Origin of the sequence: Pseudomonas putida, from assembly GCF_028682475.1 — a bacterium.
Taxonomy (GTDB): Bacteria; Pseudomonadota; Gammaproteobacteria; order Pseudomonadales; family Pseudomonadaceae; genus Aquipseudomonas; species Aquipseudomonas putida_AG.
The window spans coordinates 24,903-46,723 of record NZ_JANHLE010000018.1 but is presented as its reverse complement, the minus strand read 5'-3'; the positions used below and the strand labels follow the sequence as shown (position 1 = coordinate 46,723).

General features: G+C 62.7%; 20 protein-coding genes. 8 read left to right on the top strand and 12 right to left on the bottom strand.

Annotated features, from left to right (window positions below; all coding sequences use genetic code 11):
• The first annotated feature begins 30 nt into the window (after positions 1-30).
• The 4 genes from NPS47_RS16155 to NPS47_RS16140 all read left to right on the top strand — a co-directional run bounded on the left by NPS47_RS16155 (position 31) and on the right by NPS47_RS16140 (position 4,731).
• Complete coding sequence (locus NPS47_RS16155) at positions 31-495, top strand: multidrug transporter (protein ID WP_274295849.1); 465 nt, start codon at positions 31-33, stop codon at positions 493-495.
• 83 nt (positions 496-578) lie between these two features.
• Positions 579-953 carry a hypothetical protein gene (locus NPS47_RS16150; RefSeq protein ID WP_274295848.1) on the top strand — a complete coding sequence of 125 codons (375 nt, stop codon included), beginning with the start codon at positions 579-581 and terminating at the stop codon, positions 951-953.
• A 13-nt stretch (positions 954-966) separates the two neighbouring features.
• On the top strand, positions 967-1,791 hold the full coding sequence (locus NPS47_RS16145; RefSeq protein WP_274295847.1) for an SDR family oxidoreductase: 825 nt from the start codon (positions 967-969) through the stop codon (positions 1,789-1,791).
• A 108-nt stretch (positions 1,792-1,899) separates the two neighbouring features.
• Positions 1,900-4,731: an RHS repeat-associated core domain-containing protein gene (locus NPS47_RS16140; protein WP_274295846.1), complete on the top strand. Its 2,832-nt coding sequence runs from the start codon at positions 1,900-1,902 to the stop codon at positions 4,729-4,731.
• Here the strand turns inward: NPS47_RS16140 and NPS47_RS16135 are convergent.
• The 4 genes from NPS47_RS16135 to NPS47_RS16120 all read right to left on the bottom strand — a co-directional run bounded on the left by NPS47_RS16135 (position 4,702) and on the right by NPS47_RS16120 (position 9,810).
• A complete protein-coding gene (locus NPS47_RS16135) occupies positions 4,702-6,165 on the bottom strand; it encodes an efflux transporter outer membrane subunit (protein WP_274295845.1) in 1,464 nt (487 codons plus the stop codon). The two genes, NPS47_RS16140 and NPS47_RS16135, sit on opposite strands and share 30 nt — an antisense overlap.
• Entirely contained in the window at positions 6,162-7,223 is a 1,062-nt protein-coding gene (locus NPS47_RS16130) for an HlyD family secretion protein (RefSeq protein WP_274295904.1), read from the bottom strand. The genes NPS47_RS16135 and NPS47_RS16130 overlap by 4 nt, the downstream gene beginning before the upstream one ends.
• Positions 7,224-7,254: 31 nt before the next feature.
• Positions 7,255-8,793: an MFS transporter gene (locus tag NPS47_RS16125; RefSeq protein ID WP_274295844.1), complete on the bottom strand. Its 1,539-nt coding sequence runs from the start codon at positions 8,791-8,793 to the stop codon at positions 7,255-7,257.
• A 111-nt stretch (positions 8,794-8,904) separates the two neighbouring features.
• A complete protein-coding gene (locus tag NPS47_RS16120) occupies positions 8,905-9,810 on the bottom strand; it encodes a LysR family transcriptional regulator (protein ID WP_274295843.1) in 906 nt (301 codons plus the stop codon).
• 156 nt (positions 9,811-9,966) lie between these two features.
• Here NPS47_RS16120 and NPS47_RS16115 point away from each other — a divergent pair, with 156 nt between their 5' ends.
• Complete coding sequence (locus NPS47_RS16115; protein ID WP_274295842.1) at positions 9,967-10,407, top strand: universal stress protein; 441 nt, start codon at positions 9,967-9,969, stop codon at positions 10,405-10,407.
• Here NPS47_RS16115 and NPS47_RS16110 read toward each other — a convergent pair.
• The 4 genes from NPS47_RS16110 to NPS47_RS16095 are packed head-to-tail and all read right to left on the bottom strand — an operon-like array spanning position 10,404 to position 15,226.
• Positions 10,404-11,315, bottom strand: coding sequence for an efflux RND transporter periplasmic adaptor subunit (locus NPS47_RS16110; protein ID WP_274295841.1), 912 nt, complete (start codon positions 11,313-11,315; stop codon positions 10,404-10,406). The two genes, NPS47_RS16115 and NPS47_RS16110, sit on opposite strands and share 4 nt — an antisense overlap.
• An 11-nt stretch (positions 11,316-11,326) precedes the next feature.
• Positions 11,327-11,527 carry a DUF1656 domain-containing protein gene (locus NPS47_RS16105; RefSeq protein WP_274295840.1) on the bottom strand — a complete coding sequence of 67 codons (201 nt, stop codon included), beginning with the start codon at positions 11,525-11,527 and terminating at the stop codon, positions 11,327-11,329.
• Positions 11,517-13,703: an FUSC family protein gene (locus NPS47_RS16100; RefSeq protein WP_274295839.1), complete on the bottom strand. Its 2,187-nt coding sequence runs from the start codon at positions 13,701-13,703 to the stop codon at positions 11,517-11,519. The genes NPS47_RS16105 and NPS47_RS16100 overlap by 11 nt, the downstream gene beginning before the upstream one ends.
• Positions 13,700-15,226: an efflux transporter outer membrane subunit gene (locus NPS47_RS16095; protein WP_274295838.1), complete on the bottom strand. Its 1,527-nt coding sequence runs from the start codon at positions 15,224-15,226 to the stop codon at positions 13,700-13,702. The genes NPS47_RS16100 and NPS47_RS16095 overlap by 4 nt, the downstream gene beginning before the upstream one ends.
• A 186-nt stretch (positions 15,227-15,412) precedes the next feature.
• Between NPS47_RS16095 and NPS47_RS16090 the strand changes: the two genes are divergently transcribed.
• Both NPS47_RS16090 and NPS47_RS16085 read left to right on the top strand, forming a co-directional pair.
• Entirely contained in the window at positions 15,413-16,360 is a 948-nt protein-coding gene (locus NPS47_RS16090; protein WP_157191190.1) for a LysR family transcriptional regulator, read from the top strand.
• A 170-nt stretch (positions 16,361-16,530) separates the two neighbouring features.
• Positions 16,531-17,502 carry a 2-hydroxyacid dehydrogenase gene (locus tag NPS47_RS16085; RefSeq protein ID WP_274295837.1) on the top strand — a complete coding sequence of 324 codons (972 nt, stop codon included), beginning with the start codon at positions 16,531-16,533 and terminating at the stop codon, positions 17,500-17,502.
• A 116-nt stretch (positions 17,503-17,618) separates the two neighbouring features.
• Here the strand turns inward: NPS47_RS16085 and NPS47_RS16080 are convergent, their stop codons facing one another.
• Positions 17,619-18,521 carry a DMT family transporter gene (locus tag NPS47_RS16080; RefSeq protein WP_274295836.1) on the bottom strand — a complete coding sequence of 301 codons (903 nt, stop codon included), beginning with the start codon at positions 18,519-18,521 and terminating at the stop codon, positions 17,619-17,621.
• Between the two features lie 137 nt (positions 18,522-18,658).
• On the opposite strand from NPS47_RS16080, the gene NPS47_RS16075 reads away from it, so the two are divergent.
• On the top strand, positions 18,659-19,534 hold the full coding sequence (locus NPS47_RS16075; protein WP_274295835.1) for a helix-turn-helix domain-containing protein: 876 nt from the start codon (positions 18,659-18,661) through the stop codon (positions 19,532-19,534).
• A 1-nt stretch (position 19,535) separates the two neighbouring features.
• On the opposite strand, the gene NPS47_RS16070 is transcribed toward NPS47_RS16075, so the two are convergent.
• From NPS47_RS16070 to NPS47_RS16060, 3 genes are read right to left on the bottom strand one after another with little or no spacing between them, the layout of a single operon-like run.
• Positions 19,536-19,862, bottom strand: coding sequence for a DUF3325 domain-containing protein (locus tag NPS47_RS16070; RefSeq protein WP_274295834.1), 327 nt, complete (start codon positions 19,860-19,862; stop codon positions 19,536-19,538).
• Positions 19,862-21,445: a PepSY-associated TM helix domain-containing protein gene (locus NPS47_RS16065; protein WP_274295833.1), complete on the bottom strand. Its 1,584-nt coding sequence runs from the start codon at positions 21,443-21,445 to the stop codon at positions 19,862-19,864. Before NPS47_RS16065 ends, NPS47_RS16070 begins: the two co-directional genes overlap by 1 nt.
• Positions 21,445-21,747: a DUF3649 domain-containing protein gene (locus NPS47_RS16060; RefSeq protein WP_274295832.1), complete on the bottom strand. Its 303-nt coding sequence runs from the start codon at positions 21,745-21,747 to the stop codon at positions 21,445-21,447. Before NPS47_RS16060 ends, NPS47_RS16065 begins: the two co-directional genes overlap by 1 nt.
• Between the last annotated feature and the right edge of the window lie 74 nt (positions 21,748-21,821).

The following is a 21,821-nucleotide window of genomic DNA, read 5'->3' as shown; positions in this document are numbered from 1 at the left end:
AAAAGCACCTCCGCATCCAAGGCCTCGTCCATGATCATCGGCGCCCTGCTCGTCCTCACCTGGCTGGTCCTGCTGCTGCGCTACCCGGCCAAGGCCCTGCCGATTTCCCTGGCGGCGCTGTTCGGCCTCGGGCTGGTGGCGCTGTGGGTGGTCTGGCAGGACAACCGCGAAGCCAGCCAGCTGGCTCGCCTGCAACTGCGCCTGAGCTACGCGCCGAACGACTGCCCGGCCGACCGCCCCTTGCGCGTACAAATGAACAACGGCAACGACGTGCCCCTGCTGGAGCTGCGCTGGCGGACAGCGGCCTACGCCCCTGGCGACACCGTCAATCTTGCCGAAAACACCTATGCCGCACCGCGCTACCGTGGCCCGGGCGAACTGCAACCTGGCGCCGACTGGCAGGAGTGCCTGCCAATGCCACCCCTGCGCCCAGGCTACCGGCCACAGACTCTGGAGTTTCGTGCAGAACATCTGCAGGGCACTTTTTCGCGCTGAGCACCTGGCATTTTTGTCAGGTTACCCAGGACTCAAAGTCGCGTTGAATAAGCACTGACTTGACGACCTTGGGGAGCAACGACATGGTGGATACTTCAGCATCGGTCCAGGCCGAGTTCCTGGCCCTGGTCACGCGCATAAAAAACAAAGCGCCACTGGATCGCCCGGCAGTGGTCCTGGTCTATTCCGAAGTCTGCCCGGCCTGCACGATTGCCAAGACAGCACTCACAGCGCTGGCCGATGATGGGTTTCGCGCTCACGTCGATTTCTACCAGGTGCCCGGCGCAAGCTTTAAGGCATCGCAGCTGGACAGCGAAGTCGATCGCGTCCCGTCCTATCTCTTGTATGACCGCCAGAGCAATCGCAGCCTGTTTACCGGGGTAAATACCGACCTGCTGAAAAAATCCCTGGAGGCCTTGCTTCCTGACGTAGTATGCGTGCCGTCTCCCCCCGCTTAAGGACGGCACCTCCATGCCCAGCGTTCTGATCACCGGCTGCTCCAGTGGCATCGGCCTGGCCCTGGCCCAGGCCTTCAACACCGTGGGTTATGAGGTCTGGGCCACAGCACGCAAGGCCGAGGATGTGCAGCGTCTGAGCGCAGCGGGCTTCAACGCCCGGCAACTGGATGTCAACGATCAAGCGGCTCTGGCACAGCTGGCCGACGAGCTGGCCCAGCGTGGCCATGGTCTGGACGTGCTGATCAACAATGCCGGCTACGGCGCCATGGGCCCGCTGCTCGATGGCGGCGTCGAGGCCATGCAACGCCAGTTCGAAACCAATGTGTTCGCCCTGGTCGGTGTCACCCGCGCGCTGTTCCCGGCGTTGCGCCGCAACCAGGGGCTGGTGGTGAACATCGGCAGCGTCTCCGGTGTGCTGGTCACGCCCTTTGCCGGTGCCTACTGCGCCTCAAAAGCTGCCGTGCATGCCTTGAGCGATGCCTTGCGCATGGAACTTGCGCCCTTCGGCGTACGGGTGATGGAGGTACAGCCGGGCGCGATCGCCTCGCAGTTCGCCAGCAACGCCGGACGCGAAGCCGAGCAGTTGATTGCCGAGCACTCCCCGTGGTGGCCTCTGCGCGAAGGTATTCGTGCCCGTGCGCGCGCCTCCCAGGACAAGCCGACGCCTGCCAGCGATTTCGCCCAGGGCTTGCTCAAGGCCGCGCTACAACCGCAGCCACCGGCCTTGTTGCGCCTGGGCAATGGCAGCCGTGCCCTGCCGCTGCTGCAAGCCTGGCTGCCCCTGGGATTGCTGCAATGGGTGCTGAAAAAGCGCTTTGGCCTGGACCGCGCACTCTGAGCCGAGCCAGGCCCGGTCGACCTGGTATTTTTGTCAGTTTCACCCACCGCTTCGGCGTACTAGATTCAGCGTCATTATCTGAATGCTGTGCTGACCCGGCGGTGGGCCATGACCTTCTCAAGCCAATTGCATACCGCTACACCCACCTTGGGTGTTATCGATCCGCGTGGCTTGCACATCCGTACCGTTGCCTATTGCCGACGCGTAATCGCGCAGCCCGCCGAGCCGCGGGTCACCCGTCAGACATTCAGCCTCGCCGGCCATCTACTTGCCTGCTGGGACCCGCGTCTGTGGGCTCAAAACAGCCGGGCAAACCTGCTCAACGTTCATAGCCTCGCGGGTTTATCGCTGTTGTCCGACAGCGTCGACGCCGGTTGGCAACTGCGTTTGCTCGCCCAAACCGGCAACCCCGTGTGCAACTGGAATGGCCGAGGCATTTCGCAGCGTATTACCTATGACCTCCTGCAACGGCCTGTAGCAATGGGTGAAACCTCCTCGGGGGCTGTTGAACAGATTGTCGAACGCTTCGATTACGCGCATGCCGACACGCAATATGCCGCTAACAACCAGTGTGGTCAGCTGATTCGTCACGATGACCCGGCCGGGACCCTACTCCTGAACGCCTACGCCCTTACAGGGGCCATAACCTGGCAAACCCGGCACTTTCTGTCAGCGCTCGATTCACCGGACTGGCCGGCCGCGCACTTTGCGCGCAACGCGCTGCTGGAGAGCGGTGACGGCTTTAGTACAGGTACCGGTTACAACGCTGCGGGACAAGTGCTGAGCCAAACCGATGCGCGAGGAAACCTGCAACAATCCGCGTACACCCTGGCCGGTCAGTTGAAAAACCTCCGGCTGCAGAGTGCCGGTGTACCGCTGGCACAAACACTGGTCGATGCCATTCGCTACAACGCCTGGGGGCAGATCGAAAGCGAACTTGCTGGCAATGGGGTGATCAGCCAGGCCCGCTATGATCCCGAGAATGGGCAACTGATTGCGCTGGAGTCCAGCATTCCAGGCCAACGCGCACTGCAAGCCCTTGCCTACCGCTACGACCCGGGGGGCAACCTGTTGAGCATCGAAGACCGCACCCTGTCCACGCGCTACTTCAGAAACCAGCGCATCGAGCCGATCAACCACTACCACTATGACAGCCTCTACCAACTGATCGAGGCCCGCGGCTGGGAAGCCAGCAGTTCAACTTATGGTCCGGTATCGTCGCCAGATCAAACGCAATCAAGCAACTACCACCAGCACTATCGATATGATGCGGGCGGCAACCTGGTCGAGCTGTGCCACCAGGGCGCGCAAAACTACACCCGTACTTTCAGTGTCGCGCCGCAGAGCAATCGAACCTTGCCGGTGGAGAACTCATCCATTGCACCTGAGTTCGACAGCGCCTTCGATGCCAGTGGCAACCTCGCTCAGCTGCAGCCGGGTCAGTCACTGGCATGGAACCTGCGCAACCAGCTCAGCCTGGTTAATCCTGTGTCACGGGAAGAGGCGCCGGACGACAGCGAACGCTACCTCTACGACGCCAGCGGCAATCGCCTGCGCAAGCTCCGCCACAATCGGACCAGCAGCCGCAGCTTGTTGGCGGAGGTCCGTTATCTGCCAGGCCTGGAGCTGCGCAGCAACAGCGCCACCGGCGAGCGGCTACAGGTAATACGCTGCACAACCGGACGTAACAGTGTGCACATGCTGCACTGGGAGCAGGGCTTGCCAGGCGACATCGGCAACAACCAGATGCGCTACAACCTGGCCGATCATCTGGGCTCTGCAAGCGTGGAACTGGATGCCCAAGGGCAGCTGCTGAGCAAGGAGGTCTACTACCCCTACGGGGCCACCGCCTGGTGGCAAGACTCCAGCGCCAGCCAGGGCCGCTACAAGGTGCGCCGCTATGCCGGCAAGGAGCGTGATGCCACCGGCCTTTATTACTATGGTCAACGCTATTACGCGCCGTTCTTGCAACGCTGGATCAATCCAGACCCGGCGGGTTATGGCGATGGTCTGAACCTTTACTGCATGGTGGCTAACAGTCCGCTGAATTTTATCGACAAGCAAGGCACCAACAAGGAAGAACCCCTGAAACCTGCGGCCGATATGTTTGTGGAAGACATCGTTAATCAAATCGAAAGTGACAAAATACAACCCTACGGCCAGGGTGATTTCAAAGAGTTGGAGTGGAATCAGGAAAATCAGCGCTTCACTTCCACAGGCAAAACTTTCAAGCGAGGAATGGAAATAGTAAATCAGCATTCGGCCTGGCAACATGATACAAGGACGGAAATTGCAATATTTCGCGATACCAATAATAAGCTTCGGCTGTTTGCCACCACCTCCGGGTTGCATATGGAGATCCAGCCCGGCATGGGGCTACCTCTGTTTGCCGGGACGATCAAGCAAGGTATCGGCAAAATTATTTTTGATAATCAGTCAGGACATTACAAACCGACAACTACGGCCGAACAGGCACAGAAACTACTAGCCGAAATTGCACCCATGGCAAAAAACTTAAACTATATACCTGCGAAAGGCACAACCCACCTTAACGAAGTTGATAGACTGGAAAACATTTCATCACCGGAGGAGTACGTCGACAAAGTCAACGAATTCATCTACCACCCCGACCGCGCCATTACGTATTTAAAAGAAGAAAAAGATTGGAATGAAATACAAAAAACCAGTTACACGAAGGCGCTGACAAACATAGCTAATGGAGGCGAAATTTCCGGGATATCCAGCCTTGGTGCGGCTGCTCCGTACAACCCCAATCCTCAATTTAGTACAAAAAATGCTTTCAAGGCATTAGATCCTTTGTCGCAAAGGCTAATACTACAAAAGAGGATGGGTGTAACAGCGACCTCAGGATCACCTACTGCGGTCAGTCGCCCTGGTTTCATGAGTAGACTATTCGGCAGTTGCAAGGGACATCGTTAACGCCATCGACTCAAACGACTGCCAACCACCGCCCAGCGCCTTGTACAACCCAACCAGCGCCTGAGACACCTCCGCCGAGCTGTCGATCCACTGTTCCTGGCTGGCCAGCAAGGCCCCCTGCACGCTGAGCACATTGAGAAAGTCCACCGCGCCTTCAACGTACTGTTGCTGCGCGGTCTGCAAGGCAATACGGTTCTGGCGCACCGCTTCGGCGAGCAAATCGCGACGCAGCTGACTGGCGTTGTACAGCCGCAGTACATCGTCGATTTCATGCCAGGCGCGCAGCACCACCTGCTGGTAGTGCAAGGCGGCTTCCTGCTGCTGGGCCTCGCGTAACTCAAGCACGCCACGCAGGCGGCCACCGTCAAAGATCGGCAGGCTCAGTTGCGGACCAATACCAAAGCGGCGTGAGTCCCAACCACCGAAATCAGACAATTGCATCGCTTGAAAACCAACATTGCCCGACAGGCGGATGCTCGGGTAGAAATCGGCCTTGGCCACGCCAATACTGGCGGTGGCCGCATGCAACTGGGCGGAGGCCTGGAGGATGTCCGGACGGCGCTCTGCCAGCTCCGAAGGTACGCCGATCGCAAAGCGCTGGTGCGGCGTCGGCATCGCCCCGGGCGCCAGCAGTTCAGCCTGCAAGCTGCGCGGCGGTTCGGCCAGGAGCAGGCTCAGGGCGTTGATCAACTGCGCCTGGCGTTCCTCCAGGCTCGGCAGGCGCGCTTCGATCGAGGCTACCTGAGCGCTGGCCTGGGCGACGTCCAGAGTGGTGGCGACACCATCGCGCAAACGCATTTGCGACAGGCGCAGGCTATGGCGCGAGACTTCGAGGTTTTCCCGGGTCACAGCCAGGGTGCTTTGCACCGCACGCAACTGGATGTAATTGCCGGCCGTCTCGGCCAGCAGCGACAACAACACGCCACGGCGGTCGTTCTCGGCAACCTCGACCACCGCATCGGCCGTTTCCACCTGACGGCGTACCCGGCCCCACAGGTCCAGCTCCCAACTGGCGGTCAGATCGCCCTGCCAGAGATTGAAAGCCGACTTGCCGCCCTTGCCGGACGGATCATTGAGACCTTCAGCGCTATTGCGGGCACGGTTGTAGCCGGTGGCGAGATCGACTGCTGGGGTTTGCTCGGAGGCGATGCTGCTGCGCAATGCGCGGCTTTGCAGCAGCCGTGCGCTGGCGATCTGCAGGTCGAGGTTGTGTTGACTGGCGCGCTCGATCAGGGCGCTGAGCCTGGCGTCATCGAAGCTCTCCCACCAGCGTTGCTCTATCGGCTCAGCCAGGGCCTGGCTCGGCGCGGGGGTCTCCTGCAGCGGCGCCCAGCTTGCCGGTGCCTGGCTGGCGGGTTTGAGAAAATCCGGCCCCAGGGTGCAGCCAGCCAGCAGGCTCAGTAGCAGGGGGCATACAGCGAACGCAGGTTTCATCGGGCGCTGACCTCGTTACCGGAAGCGAGCCCGGCCTCGGTATCGATCTTCGCCACCACCGACATGCCAACCCGCAGCCGCTGCAGCAAGGGCTGGCCGGCATCGAAGACGATCTTGACCGGAATGCGCTGCACCACCTTGGTGAAGTTGCCCGTGGCGTTGTCCGGCTTGACCGCTGCAAAGGTGACTCCGGTCGCCGGCGCAATACTCTCGACCCGGCCATGCAGGTATTGATCGGCGAAGGTATCGACGCGTATCTGCACCGGTTGCCCGGGCTGGACATGGGTCAGCTGGGTTTCCTGAAAGTTGCCGACCACATAGGCGTGCTCCAGCGGCACCACCGACAGCAATCGCGCCCCCGGATTGACGTAGGCGCCGACGCGCAGCGCACGCTCGCCGACCATGCCGTCGATGGGCGCGACGATACGGGTATAGGACAGATCCAGCTGCGCCCGTTCAAGACTCGCCTGGGCATGCTTGAGGCCACCCTCGGCGCTGTCCACCTGCGCGCTGAGGATATCCACCTGCTTGCGCGCTGCGGCCAGCGCCGCTTGCGAGTTGGCCAGACGGGCACTGGCCTGATCGACCCGGCTGCGCGCCTGCTGGGCGTTCTGCACGGTCCCTGCGCCCTGCTCGGCCAGACGGCTGTGGCGCGTCAGTTCGTGATTGGCAAACGCCAGCTCGGCCTGGTCAGCGTTCACCGCAGCTTGCGCCTGGGCAATCAACGAAGCCTGACGTTCAAGCGTCGCCCGGGCATTGTGCTGCTGCGCGCTGGACACCAGCAGTTGCGCCTGCGCCGCCGCCAGGGCCGCCTGGTAATCGCGGTCGTCGATCAGCGCCAGCACCTGTCCGGCCTTGACCTGCTGGTTGTCTTCGACCTGCACTTGCTTGATAAAGCCCGCCACCTTGGGTGCGACGACGGTGTAGTCCGCTGCAACATAAGCATCGTTGGTGCTCTGTTCGCCGTCGCTACCCAGCAGCATCGGGCCAAAAACACCGGCCAGGCCGGCAAGCACCAAGGCGGCAACGATCAAGGCGGTTTTGCGGTGGGTCGTTATTGTCGTCATGTCTTTCTCTCAGAACAGGAACCTAAGCCACCGCACGCGGTGGATAGATCCGTGTAGGCACAAAAGGAATCAGCAGGATCAGCGCCGCAGCGAGCACCGCCATGCACAGGTAGAGGTCAGCCGAGGCCAACACCAGCGCCTGCTCGTGAATACGCTTGGCCAGGCCCGGTGCCTGGCTGTCGGCCAGCGGCGAGTTGCCCAGGTTGTCGACCAGGGTGTTGGAATGAAAATGCCGGCGCAGGGTGGTCAGCGCCTCCAGCACCCCGGTGGCGACCACCGAGGCCAGGCCCTTGACGGTGTTGAACCAGGCCGAGGCGAAGGGGCCGTCCTGCGGGGTCATGCCACCGGTGGCGAGCATCAGCAGCGGCAACACCGCCATGGGCTGAGCGAAGATATGCAACATCTGCAGCAGGTAGAAGTTGTCGCGAATCCACACGCTGGTCAGCTGGCTACCCAGCACGCAGGACAACGCCAGCATGCCCAGGCCGATAGCCAGGACCCAGCGGCAATCCACTGCGCGGATGTTGCACAGCGCCGCGGTAAGGGGAAGCGCGAGCAATTGCGGCAAGGCCACCAGCAGCAGTAACGGCGCGGTCTGCGCGGGGCGGTAACCCTGGATCTGGGCGAGGTAGCTGGAAGGGATGAGGATCGCCGCCGTCAGCACGATCAGCACGCCGAACAAGGTCACCAGCGCGTGGGTCAGGTTGCGGGTCTTGAGCATCTGCAGCTTGAAGAACGGCAACGGCTCGGACCACTCGTTGAGCAGAAACAGCACCAGCAATACCAGGCCACCGCCGAGCAACCAGCAGATCAATGGCGAGCTGAACCAGCCCATGCGATCACCCAGGGTCAGGCCGATCACCAGCGCACAGATCGCCGGCAAACCGAGCAGCAGGCCGCGCCAGTCGAACTGCTTGAAGCGCTCCAGACGCAGCGGATCCTGCGGCAGCCCCCAGGCCACACAGGCCATGGCCAGCAACGACGGCAGGATGATTTGCCAGAACGCCCACTGCCAGCCGACATACTCGGTCCACAAGCCCGCCAGCGGTGTGCCCATGTTCGGCCCGAAGGTCGCCGTCAGGGCGTAACCGGCAAGGCCATAGACCTTGATCCCCGGTGGCAGAAAGCGCAGCGCGACACTCATCAGCATCGGCGGCAAGGCACCCGATGCCAGCCCCTGCAACATACGCAACAACATCAGGCTGGCCAGGTTCGGGGCATAGGGTTGCAACAGCCCGAGCAGCGCGAAAACGCTGATGGCGCAGAGGGTAAAACGGCGCAGGGAAAAGGTCGCGGCCAGCCATGGCGAAAAGGCCATGGCGGAAACTGAAGCCGCCGCATACACGGCAATCAGCCAGGCGCCTTCATCGGCACCGATAAACATGCCGCCACGGATGTCCGCCAACGAGGTCTTGGTGACCATCTCGTTGAGGCCGGCGCAGAGTACCGCCAGTAACACGCCAAGCAGCCCGACAACGATGCGCGGGGCAAGCCCGCTCCCACCGGGGCTCGCCACAGGCTGGGGCGCGACAGCGGTGGGCAGCGCAGTCAACGAACTCATTAAAAGACATCTCCGGGGATGAACAACTACCGGCAGAAGTCTATGAAGCGGCAATGATGACGGAAACTGACATATTGGCAGTTTACTAGTGCAGCAAACGCATTCCGTGTATCACGGGCTCTCGCTGCAACACGCCTTGAGGGTCTGGCGCAGCCAGCGGTGGGCCGGATCGTTGTCGAAACGCGGGTGCCAGGCTTGCATCACCGTCACCCGCTCCATCGGCAGCGGAATGCGGAACGAGCGCAGTGGCAGACCGAGCTTGGTCACGCTGGAGAGGATATTGGCCGGCATCGGCAGCAGCAGGTCGGAGTCCGGCAGGGAGAACATCGCCGAGTGAAAACTCGGGGTAATCAGCGCGACCCGGCGCTGCACCTTGTAGTTGGCCAGCTCGACATCAATCGGCCCGTTGGCGCGGCCACGACGCGACACGCTGATCTGCGGGTAAGCGGCAAAGCGCGCGGGGGTGATCGGCGCGTCGAAGATCGGGTGATCCTGGCGAGCCAGGCCGACATAGATGGTGTTGAACAGACTCTGCACCTTGGTCTCGGGACCGAGGTCAATGGTCGAGCTGACCAGCAAGTCGGTACGCCCGTCGCGCAGCACCGCATCGTCATCGCCACCGCTTTCCGGGACGAAACGCAACACGGTACGCGGCGCCTGTTCATGCATGGTGCGCAGCAGCTGCGCGCCATACAGGGCGATGAACAGGTCATTGGTGCGAATGTTGAACGCCCGGTCCAGCGTGGCCAGATCGACCTCTTCACGGCTGCGGAACACCAGCCCGGCCTGCTCGACCAGCGCCCGCACCTGATCATGCAAGGCCAGCGCCCGCGGTGTCGGCACCAGACCGCGCCCGGCGCGGACCAGAATCGGATCGCCGATAGCCTCGCGGATGCGCCCCAGGGTCCGGCTCATGGCCGCAGGGCTCAGGTTCATGCGCCGTGCAGCGCCGACCACACTGCCCTCATCGAGCAACGCATCGAGGGCGACCAACAGGTTCATATCCGGAATCTGCATTGCCAGGTATCCATGGGGTAAAACGTTGATGTTAACAGCTCGGCGGCAAGCACCGGGTTGCGCCGCACACAACTACACAGTGCATGGCGGGCCATTTATCCGCGCCGGGCCTTGGCCAACAATAGCCGGCTCGATATTGGCCCAGTGGAGCCGCGTATGCTCAGTCCCGTGTTGATCGCCATCGATGGCTCCAGCGCCTCTCAGGGTTTGCTGCAGCTCGCGCAGCAGTACTGTCAGCCCGGCCGCCACCGCCTGCATGTGCTGCTGGCCATCGACGGTGCCTTTGCCTTGAGCACCATCAGCCTGTACGAACAGCAGGAGTACCCGGCTGCCACTGACGAGCAGCGCCATGCCGAGCACGCGGTGCAACAGTCACTGCAACGCTTGCGGGCATCGGGCTTTGACAGTGAAGGTGTGCTGGTTCAGGGCGACCCGGTGACAGCGATTGTCAGCCAGGCCCGGCAGCTCGATTGCGCGCTGATCATCATCGGGCATCGGCACCTGAACCGCCTGGGGCGCTTGCTCGATCCGTCGATCAGCAACAAGGTAATCGATCAGGTTGCCTGCCCGGTTTTAGTCGATTCGCGGAGCGCCTAAAGAGCTTCGCGGGGCAAGCCCGCTCCTACCGCCTCGGTGGGAGCGGGCTTGCCCCGCGAGGGCTTGACCACCACCGTACAGGTCGTCCCCGCCGCCAGCAAAAAGCCCTCCGGCACTTCATCGATATGAATCCGCACCGGCACCCGCTGCGCCAACCGTACCCAGTTGAAGGTCGGGTTGACGTCGGCAATCAGCTCGCGGCTTTCCGGGTTGTCGCGGTCGTAGATGCCGCGGGAAATACTCTCGACATGGCCCTTGAGCAGTTCACCGCTCATCATCTGCAGCTCGGCCTGATCACCCACCTTCACATGCGGCAGCTTGGTCTCCTCAAAGAAACCATAGACCCAGAACGAGTCTTTATCGACCACCGCCATCTTCGGTTCGCCGGTGCGCGCATAGTCGCCGCGGTGCACGTTGAGGTTGGTCACGTAGCCATCGACAGTGGCGAGGATCTTCGTCCGTTTCAGGTCCAGCTCCGCCGCCGCCAGTTGCGCCTGCGCCTGCTGATAGTCGGCCAGCGCCGAGTTGGCGATGTTGCTGGCGTCGTCACGGTTCTCGCGGGAGATCACCAGGTTGTCCATATCCGCACGCCGGTGGGCATTGACCTTGCGCATTTCCCAGGTGGCCTTGCGTGAAGCGACCAGGGCCTGGGCCTGCTTGACCGCGACTTCGTAATGCTCGGGGTCGATCTGCAACAGCAGATCGCCCTTCTTCACCAACTGGTTGTCGCGCACCGGCACATCGACGACATAGCCCGGCACATCGGCGGCAACGTTGATGATGTCGGCGCGCACCCGCCCGTCGCGGGTCCAGGGCGTGTTCATGTAGTGCACCCAGAGCTGGCGGCCGATCACCACGGCAGCAGCCAGCACGAGCAAGGTGGCGATCAGGCTGAAAAACTTTTTCATCAACAGGGGTCTCAACGGTAGAGAGTCAGGGCCATGGAACCGAACAAACAGATAAACAGGCACAGGCGCAGCAGCGCCGGGTGCCAGAAAAACCGGTAGCCGTCGTAACTTGCGATAAACCGGTCCAGGCCCCAGGCAAGCACGGCGGCAAACAGGAACATCAGGGTCATGGTCGGCATGTAGACGCCATGGAAGGCGATTTCACGGGGCATGGGGCAGTCCTTGGGCCGGGGCCAGTGCGGCCAGCGGCGACTGGGGGTCGAGCAGCGAAGTACGGATGAAGTGCAGGTAGCTCTGCACCCGGCGCAGGGCCGAGGTATCAAAGTGCCGGGCAAAGGGCTCGTCGGTGGCCTGCACGCGACTGATGGCGTGGTCCACGGCGACCAGGGCACGCTCGTGGTTGCTCGCGCTCGGTTGCAGGAACAAGCGCGCCAGGGCCCGGCCCATGACCCGGATCGCCTGACGCCAGGGTTGCGATTCGGCATAACACGGGTGCACCGGCAAGATTGCCTGCTCTTTGCGCAGCTCGATGATCGCGTGCCCGACCTCCAGCACCAGGAACATCCAGCGCAGCAGGTTGCTCTGCACCTGCGGTTTACCGGCAGCCAGGCCATAGGCCTGATGCAGCAGGTCGCGGGTGCGGCTTTCAAAACCCGAACCCAGGCCACGCAAGCGCCCGCTGATGGCGAACAGCACCTGGCTGCGCAAGTCCTGCTCCAGACGGCTCCACAACCAGCGGCTGTTCGGCGGCAGGATGATCGCCCCGGCCGCGGCACACACCAGCATGCCGATGACCATGGCGATGTAGTCGTTGATGAAGTTGTAGGGGTTGTAGACCGTCAGGTTGTCCGGCACGGAACCGGTGGCAAAGAAGATCAGCAGGCCCAGACCGACACCGGCATACGCCGGTCGCGATGCGAGGAACGCACCGAGCACGAACACCGGCGCCAGCACCAGGCAAAGCAAGGGGAAACCGTCGATCCAGGGGAACACGAAGAAGGTTTCGAAAAAGCCGATAAACGCCCCGATCAAGGTCCCGCAGGCCATCTGGAACGACATGCGTTTGGGGTTCGGCGAGGCCGCCGACAAGCCCACGGTGGCGGCAGCGATCAGGGTCATCATCGCCCCGCTCGGCCAGGCCGTGAGGATCCAGAAACTGCCCAGCACCAACAAGATGAACGAAGCCCGCAACCCCGCTGCCAGCGACACCATCCAGTTGGTCTGCGCCACGTAGGGCTCGTCCCACTGCTCGCGGGCATGGTTGTGCTCGGCCAGCGAGGCGTGCGTCAGGGCGTAGTTGTGCAGGTCGTCGACAAAGCGGTACAGCAATTCGTAAGCAGTATGGAAGTCGAGCAGATCGGCATCGCTCGGTCCGGTCTCGACATAGGCGGCGCGCAGGCTGCGTACGCGCTCCGGCAAGCCTTCCTTGTAGGCCGTCAGTTGCTCGGCCAGACGCGCGGCATCGGCACTGGTCAGCGCCCGCCCGGCGTAGGCATCGAGCAGCTCGGTCAAGGCCTTGAGCCCGGGTTCGATCGCCGTGACGATCTGCAATGGCCCGCGCAGACGCAGGCGCTCCAGCAACTGGTGCAAGGCGTTGAAGCGCGTGGTGATGGCCATGAACTCACTGTTCATGCGTCCCAGCCGACCATTGCGCCGACGCATGTGCGGGTCTTCGAAAGCGGTGACATTGCGCAGGCTTTCCAGGCCAACCGCTTCAGCGACAAAACGCACGTTGCTGCTCTCGAAGCGATCGCGCTGGCTGTCGCCGCGCAGGCCTTCGACGACAAAACCGGCGAACACCCCGAAGCGCTGGTACAGGGCGTTGCGCATCGCCGCCCCGGCCGACTGCGGCAGGATCGCGGCGCTGACCAGGGTCGATACGAGAATCCCCAGGGAGATTTCCAGTACCCGCCAGACCGCCGCCATGAACGCCCCGTCCGGGTGCTCCAGAGCGGGTAATCCGACCATCGCGGCGGTGTAGCCGGCGAGCACGAAACCGTAGGCCTGAAAGGTCCGATAGCGCATGGCACCGGCCGAGCACAGGCCGACCCAGATCGCCAGGCTCGGCAGGAACAGTTCGGTGTTCTGCGGAAACAGGGCAATCAAGGTCACCATCATCGACGAGCCGGCCAGGGTCCCGAGCAAGCGCCAGAAGCTCTTGGCAAACACGTGACCGCTCTGCGGCTGCATGACGATGAACACGGTGATCATCGCCGTGCGCGGCTGCGGCAACTCCAGGCGCATGGCCAGCCACAGGGTCAGGAACGCGGCGCTGAGGACCTTGAAGATGTAGACCCAGGTCACCCCGTCGGTGCGGGCCCACTCGAAGAAACCACGGCGCCATTCAAGGCTGGCCAACCAGCGAAACGGCAGGGTCAGTGCGCTCATTCGGCACGGTCCGCCTTGTCAAAGATGGCCAGGGTCGCCGGGGTTTTCGGTGCCTGCTGTTTATCTTCGTCCGGCACATCGCTACCGGCGCCGAGCCCGCCGCCCAGGGCGGTCACCAGCTCGGCATGCGCGGTCAGGCGGGCGGCCTGGACCTGCTGCTGGATCTGCTGCTGGCGAAACAGCAAGGTCTGCGCGTTGAGCACGTTGAGGTAGTCGGTCAGGCCCCGCTGGAAGGCGATCATGGCGATGTCGTAGGTCTTCTGCGCCGAGGCCACCGACTCGGCGGCAAAATGCTGCTGCTCGTTCATCGACTCACGGCGAATCAGTTGATCGGAAATGCCCTTGAGTGCCTCGACCACGGTCTGGTTGTAGTGCGCCACCGCAATGTCATAGCCGGCCGAGGCGACACCCAGCTGCGAGCGCAGGCGGCCGCCGTCGAACACCGGCAGGCTGATGGCAGGACCGACGTTGTAGTTGAACTTGCGTCCGGTCAGGAACTCCAGCGGCCCACCACCGGTGGCCATGAAACCGAGCCCGCCGACCAGATCGACGTTGGGGAAGAAACCGGCGTGGGCGACGTCGATACCGCGCGCCTGGGCCGCGACCTGCCAGCGGCTGGCAACCACATCCGGACGCTGGCCGACCAGCTCGGCGGGCAACGCCGATGGCAGCTTCAATGCGGCACCAAGGGCCAGTTGCGGACGCTGCAACTGCGCGCCCTCACCCGGGCCTTTACCGGCCAAAGCGGCCAGCTGGTTACGCGCCAAAGCGATTTCTTCATTCAGCGCATCAAGCTGACGATGGGTTTCCGGCAGCGGCGTCTGCGCCTGGCTGACTTCGAAATGGGTGCCGATACCTCCGGCCAGACGGCGTTCGGCCAGGGCGAGGATCTGCTCCTGTTGTTCGAGTTCGGCCTTGACGATATCGCGCTGGGCGAAGTGCAGGGACAGCTGGATGTACACCTTGACGATGTTGTTCTGCAGCTCCAGCTGCGCCTGACGCAACTGCGCCGCGCTCATGTGGGCCATGTCCACGGCCTGCTCGCTGGCATTGCGCTCACGGCCCCAGAGGTCGAGGGCATAACTGAAACCCAAGGCGGCGTTGTTGTCCCAGGTATTGGCCCCGGACAAGGCGCCCGGGCCGTAGAACTGGTCTTCCGGCCAGTTGTGGCGCTTGAGCGTCGACTCGCCGTTGACCTGCAGTTTCTCGGCAGACTCGACCACCCCGGCCATGGCTTTGGCCTCACGCACCCGCGCCGCGGCCATGGCCATGCTCGGACTGTCGTTGACCGCCAGGGCGATCCAGCGGTCCAGTTGTGGATCGCCATAGGCGCGCCACCACTGCTGGTCAGGCCAGTGGGCATCACGGGCGGCCTCGCGGATCGCCTCGTCGGTGGTCAGGGTATTGGCTTGCAGCGTCTTGCTTTGCGGGGCAATGCCCCAGGTTCCGATACAGCCGCTCAAGGTCAAGCTAAGGGCACAGACACTGAGCGCATTCAGCGCTCTGATGATGCGACGCGGCACAGCTGCGAATTCCCGACGTAGAAGGTGGATGACGCTTGGAGACGCAATTCTAGGGGGCCGCCGCACTGACGATAAGCGTGCATTACTGCGAATCTTTGTTACGAAAACAGCGATAATCCGGCTTTAGTCTGAAGACCGCCTCGGTTACTTCATGTCACAATTTGTCGTCTACTTTGAGAGCGACCCATGGACACCCTGCAAAACATGCGTGCTTTTAGTTGCGTAGCCCAGGTCGGCAGCTTTACTGCCGCGGCTGTGCACCTGGATACGACCACCGCCAACGTCTCGCGGGCGGTCTCCAATCTTGAAGCCCATCTGCAAACCCGCCTGCTCAACCGCACCACCCGGCGCATTGCCCTGACCGAGGCAGGCAAGCGTTACCTGATGCGTTGCGAACAGATCCTCACCTATGTCGAGGAAGCCGAAGCCGAGGCCAGTGACGCCCATGCCCGCCCGGCCGGGCAGCTGAAGGTGCATTCGATGACCGGTGTCGGCCAGCATTTCGTCATCGATGCCATCGCCCGCTACCGTGAAACCCACCCGGACGTGACCTTCGACCTGACCATGGCCAACCGCGTGCCGGACCTGCTCGACGAGGGCTACGACGTGTCCATCGTGCTGGCCAGCGAGCTGCCGGATTCGGGCTTCGTTTCCCAGCGCCTGGGCATCACCTACAGCATCGTCTGCGCCTCGCCCGACTACGTGAAACGCCACGGCATCGCGCACAAGCCCAGCGACCTGCTCAACCATGCCTGCCTGCGCATGGTCAGCCCGGTGATCCCCTTGGAAAAATGGCTGTTCGACGGCCCGGAAGGCCAGGAAGTGGTGAACATCACCCAGGCGCCGTTCCAGGTGAACTCGGCCGATGCGATGAAAACCGCGATCCGCAGCGGCATGGGCGTCGGTGTGCTGCCGATCTACTCGGCCATCGACGGCCTGCGTGACGGCTCGCTGGTACGGGTAATGCCTGACTACCGTTTGCAGGAGCTGAACCTGTACGCGATCTACCCGTCGCGCCAGTACCTGGATGCCAAGATCAAGACCTGGGTCGAGTACCTGCGCAACTCGTTGCCGGAAATCCTCGCCGCCCATGAAGCGGACCTCAAGACCCACGAGCTGCTGATCGCCAACTGAAAAAGCTGCTGCATTGGGGTGAGTGACAATGGTAGGTTGCTATCCATTGATTCCAGCGCCAGCCATCGCGGCACAAGGCCGCTCCCACAGGGACCCTGGCAATCCTGTGGGAGCGGCCTTGCGCTGCGAAAGGGCGACACTACCGTCACCGCCTTGCAGAGAAGTAGCCGATGAAAAAGACTGTCCTTGCCTTCAGCCGCATCACCCCGGCGATGGTCGAACGCCTGCAGCAAGATTTCAACGTGATCGTGCCGAACCCCAAGCTCGGCGATATCAGCGCCCAGTTCAACGAAGCGCTGCCCGAGGCTCACGGCCTGATCGGCGTGGGCCGCAAGCTCGGCGAAGCGCAGCTGGCCAACGCCGGCAAGCTGGAAGTGGTGTCGAGTGTGTCGGTGGGCTACGACAACTACGACCTGAACTACCTCAATGCGCGCGGCATTGCCCTGACCAACACCCCTGACGTGCTGACCGAAAGCACCGCCGACCTGGGCTTCGCCTTGCTCATGGGCTGCGCCCGCCGCGTCGCCGAACTCGATGCCTGGACCAAGGCCGGGCAATGGCAGGCCACTGTTGGCCCGGCGCAGTTCGGTAGCGATGTGCACGGCAAAACCCTGGGGATCGTCGGCCTGGGTAACATCGGCGCAGCCATTGCCCGCCGTGGGCGCTTCGGCTTCAACATGCCGGTTATCTACAGTGGCAACTCGCGCAAGACCGCGCTGGAACAGGAGCTCGGCGCCCAGTTCCGCAGCCTGGATGAGTTGCTGGCCGAAGCCGATTTCGTCTGCCTGGTGGTGCCGCTGGGCGCCCAGACCAAACACCTGATCAGCAGCCGTGAACTGCAGCTGATGAAACCCAGTGCCTTCCTGATCAACGTTTCGCGTGGGCCGGTGGTGGATGAAGCGGCGCTGGTGGAGGCCCTGCGCAACAACACCATTCGCGGTGCCGGGCTGGACGTGTATGAGAAGGAGCCGTTGGCCGAGTCGCCGTTGTTCCAGTTGCCCAACGCCCTGACCTTGCCGCATGTGGGTTCGGCCACCGCTGAAACCCGTGAGGCCATGGCCAACCGGGCGATTGATAACCTGCGCAGTGCGCTGCTGGGTGAGCGGCCGCGGGACCTGGTCAATCCGCACGTCTGGAAGTAACCATGCTGTTGCGACCGGCCTCATCGCCGGCAAGGCCGGCTCCCACAGGGTTTGCACCTGGCCCTGAACTTTGTGGGAGCCGGCCTTGCCGGCGATGAGGCCATAACAAACAACCGCTATCTCAGAACGACAGCCGGGGTGACAACCTCGGCCTTGGGCTTCCTGAACACCAGCACATTCCCCAGCATCACCAGCACCAGGCCGAACAGCGCTGGCGCTGTCCACTGATAACCCTCGTAAAACGCCGACACATTCAACGCCACCAGCGGGAACAACACCGTGCAATACGCCGCGCGCTCCGGCCCCATGCGCCCGACCAGGGTCAGGTAGGCGGTAAAGCCGATCACCGATCCCGGAATCACCAGGTACAGCAGCGAGCCGATGTAGCGCGTATTCCATTCCATATCGAAAGGAATGCCGCTGAACAGGCAGTACGCCGCAAGCATCCCGGCACCGTAAAGCATGCCCCAGGCGTTGGTAGTCATTGGCCGCAAGCCCACCTTCTGCTGCAAACTGGAGAGCATGTTGCCCGCGGAAAAGCTCAAGGTGCCCAGCAGCGCCAACGCCAGACCAATCACGGTTTCACGACTCGCCGCATGCCCCGACAGCTCCGGCCAGAACAGCAGGCCCAACCCGCACAAGCCCAGCGCACCGCCACCGAGGACATTGGCAGCGATCTTCTGGCCAAAGAACACCCGGGCATTGAGCGCGTTCCACAAGGTCGCGGTGGAAAACACCACGGCGATCAGCCCGCTGGGTATCCATTGGCTGGCCGTCAGAAAGCACATGAAGTTGACACAGAACAGGCAAAAACCCTGGGCCAGGCAGATGCCATGACCACGCCGGTTCATCGGTTGCAGGCGACGGCTGAGCAGCAGAATGGCGAACAGGATCAGTCCGGCCAGGGCAAAGCGATAAACAATCGACACTGGAATGGCGACCACGCCCAGCTGCAGTTTCAGGGCGATCCAGGTGGTGCCCCAGATCAATACGGTCAGCAGGTACAACGACAGGTTCATGGCAGCACTCCTCGCATCCAGGCTGTCAGTCTCCGCCTGAACGGGTTGCGTGCGCTTGCAGATTCTTGCGCTTTTGCTGCGTGCCCTGCTGTCAGGCGTTGGGCAGCGGAGTAGGATGACGGCCAGAGGTAGCGCACATGAACGCGTTGGACCAGCTGCAAGTTTTCAAAGCCATGCACGACTCACCCCACGCCCGTCTGGAACACAGCGCGCACCTGGGGGATGGCCTGGCCGCAGCCTTGTGGAACAACCGTCACGACGCCCGCGACTACGAAGCACCGACCCACCACACCCTGTCCTGCTACATCGCCGACGGTACCGGTACTTTTCGCCGTGACCAGCCCAGCCACAAAGGCGCGCCCGACAAGCTGTGCATCATGCCCGCCGGCTCGGCGTCGCATTGGGTAGTCAATGGCTCGATCCGCCTGGCGCACCTGTACATCAGCGAGGAACAGTTCGCCCTTGGCTGCATCCGCCTGCTCGACCGCGAACCCCGCGAACTGCAATTGCAGGAAGCGACCTTCCTTGACGACCCGGATCAGGCCCGGCGTTTTCGCCAACTGATCGCCCAGAACTGGGACGAACCGGGCGAGCGCCTGCTGACCAGCACCCTCGCCCACCAGATTCTCGACCATGCCGTACTCAACCAGGTCGGCCTGCGTCAGGGCTTGCGCCTCAAGGGTGGCCTGGCCGCGCACCAGCGCCGGCAACTGAGCGACTACATCGAAGGGCACCTGGACCAGCCGCTGAGCCTGGGTGAGCTGGCGGCACTGTGCAACCTGTCCGAATACCACTTTGCGCGGATGTTCCGCGAAAGCTTCGGCCTGCCGCCGCACCAATACCTGCTGACCCGGCGCCTGGCCATGGCGCGTCAGCTGCTGCGCTTTGGCGAACTGCCCTTGGGCGAGGTCGCGCTGCAGTGCGGATTTGCCAGCGCCAGCCACTTCAGCAACCGTTTTCGCCAGGCGTTGGGGGCAACGCCCGGTGCCTACCGGGCGGCCTTCAGGCGCTAGATCAGTCTGGCAGTATCGCCAACACCGGCCCAAGCACCAGGCTGAATCCGAGCAGCCCGAGCAACAGCCGCGGTTGATAAGGCAGCAGGAACACCCACAGGGTGACGCCCGCCATCAACACCGCAAACAGCTCAACCAGGCCCATGGCCCAACCGCTGTCATGCACCGCCAGAGACAACGCCACGAGCAGCAACAACCAGCCACCGATACGCAACACCCGCGAACGCGCTACGCTGGGCGCTGCGCCGAGCAGCTCCTTGTAGTGTTTCTCCATGGCCAGGCACAGGCAGGCGAAACCGGCAAAACCAAACAGGGCAACGGCCAGCATCAGCTCACCTCGCTTTCGATCAGGTTGGCGCTGGCCGCTTTTGCCGCCTTCGGCGCACGCTTGGCGACCACCACCGGCGGGCGCCACATCGTGCGCGCCCCCCAGGCGAAGAACAGGCCACAGCCCAGCGCCGTCAGGTCGAAGCCGGCCATGGCCCAGTCACCGGCCGTAATCGAATGGACAAGACCCTGACCCGTGGTCAACTGATTGAGCAGCGGCAAGCCGGCCCACAGCAGCGCCGCCAGCCCCAGCTGTTCGGCCCAGGCCCGGCGTCCCGGGCGCAGCATGGCGTGTACCAACGACAGTGCCCAGAGCAGGAAGAAACTGTTCACTTCCCACCCGGCACGCCCTTCCAGGCCCACCGGCAGCAAGCGGTTGGCCCAGAAGAACGCCGCGACGCCGAGGAGCAAACCGCTCATGCTGGCGATGTTCAACACCTCCACCAGACGCAGCTCGAAGGGTTGCGTACCGCTCTTGGCGTGCTTGAGCTGACGCTTGCCGAGCCATAGCACCAGGCCGGTGCCGATCACCGCCGTGCCGGCCACGCCGAAGAAAAAATACAGCCAGCGCAGCCACGGGCCGGCAAACATGCCCATGTGCAGGCCGTACATACCACCGGCAATCACCACCGGGGTTGCTTCGGTTCTGCTGTCGTTTTGCAGCGTGCCGTTGACGCCATCGAACACCCAGCCACCGCCACGCTGATAGGCAATGCGATCACCGCCATGCCGGGAGAAACGCACACGGGCATTCTGATCACCCGGGTTCTGTACTTCGATCCAGCCGTGGCGACTGCCCGGTGCCTGTTCCTGGAACGCCTGGTAAAGCGTCGGCAGCGGCAACAACGGCGCAGCTACGCCGGCCACCTTGACCGCTTCGGACCTACCGAACAGATCATTGAAATAGGCCCGGGTGTTGTCGCCGTAGCTGGCTATGATGCTGGCCGGCATCACCAGCGACATGAAGATCACCAGGCTGCTGTAGCTGATCATCAGATGAAACGGCAGCACCAGCACACCGATGGCATTGTGGCCGTCGAGCCAGGAGCGCTGGCCCTTGCCTGGGCGGAAGGTGAAGAACTCCTTGAAGATCTTCTTGTGGGTAATGATGCCGGTCACCAGCCCCAGGAGCATGATGAACGCGGCGAAGGTCGACAGCCAGCGGCCCCAGGGGTGAGGCATTTCCAGCTGGAAATGGAAGCGGTAGAAGAAGTCGCCGCCGCGGGTCTCGCGGGCCTGGACCTCTGCGCCCGTGGCCGGGTCGAGGTTTTTCTCAATGAAACCGCGGCGTCCGGCGCCCTCTGCCTGCCAGCCGACACTCAGGCCCGGCTCGCGTGCTTCAGGCAGGCGAATGAACCAGCTGCCGGCATTGGGTGCATGTGCCTGCAGGTAGTTCTGCGCCAGTGTCAGGCTGGCCAGCGGATCATGCGGTCGAACCGGTACCTCGGGCTGGGCCCAGTGATTGATCTCCTCCTTGAAGTACGACATCGTCCCGGTGAGGAAAATCGCGAACAACAGCCAGCCGAAGATCAGGCCGGTCCAGGTGTGCAGCCAGGCCATGGCCTGGCGAAAGCCCTCTTTCATCAGTTTTTCATCCAGTAAGCCAGAGCATTGATCGCGCCCAGCACCAGGCTCGGCAGCAACACACCCAGCCAGGCCTGCCAGGCGCTGCGACTGGCAAAGCACCAGAGAAACGCCACCAGGTAGAACAGGAACGACAGCATCATGCCGCTGACCACCGCTTCAGCCTTGGGCATCGGCGCCAGCAGGGTGATACAGACGCTGGCCAGCGCCGCCAGCAGGTAGCCACCGAACACGGCGGCCAGGCAACGTGAGGTCACGGCCAGGCGATAACTGAGGGGCAGCCCGGCGGCTTTGCTTTTCATGGCATCCATTCCTGATGAAGAACCACTAATACTAATGATTTATATTCTCATAGGCAAAGCCGCTGGCCTTACCC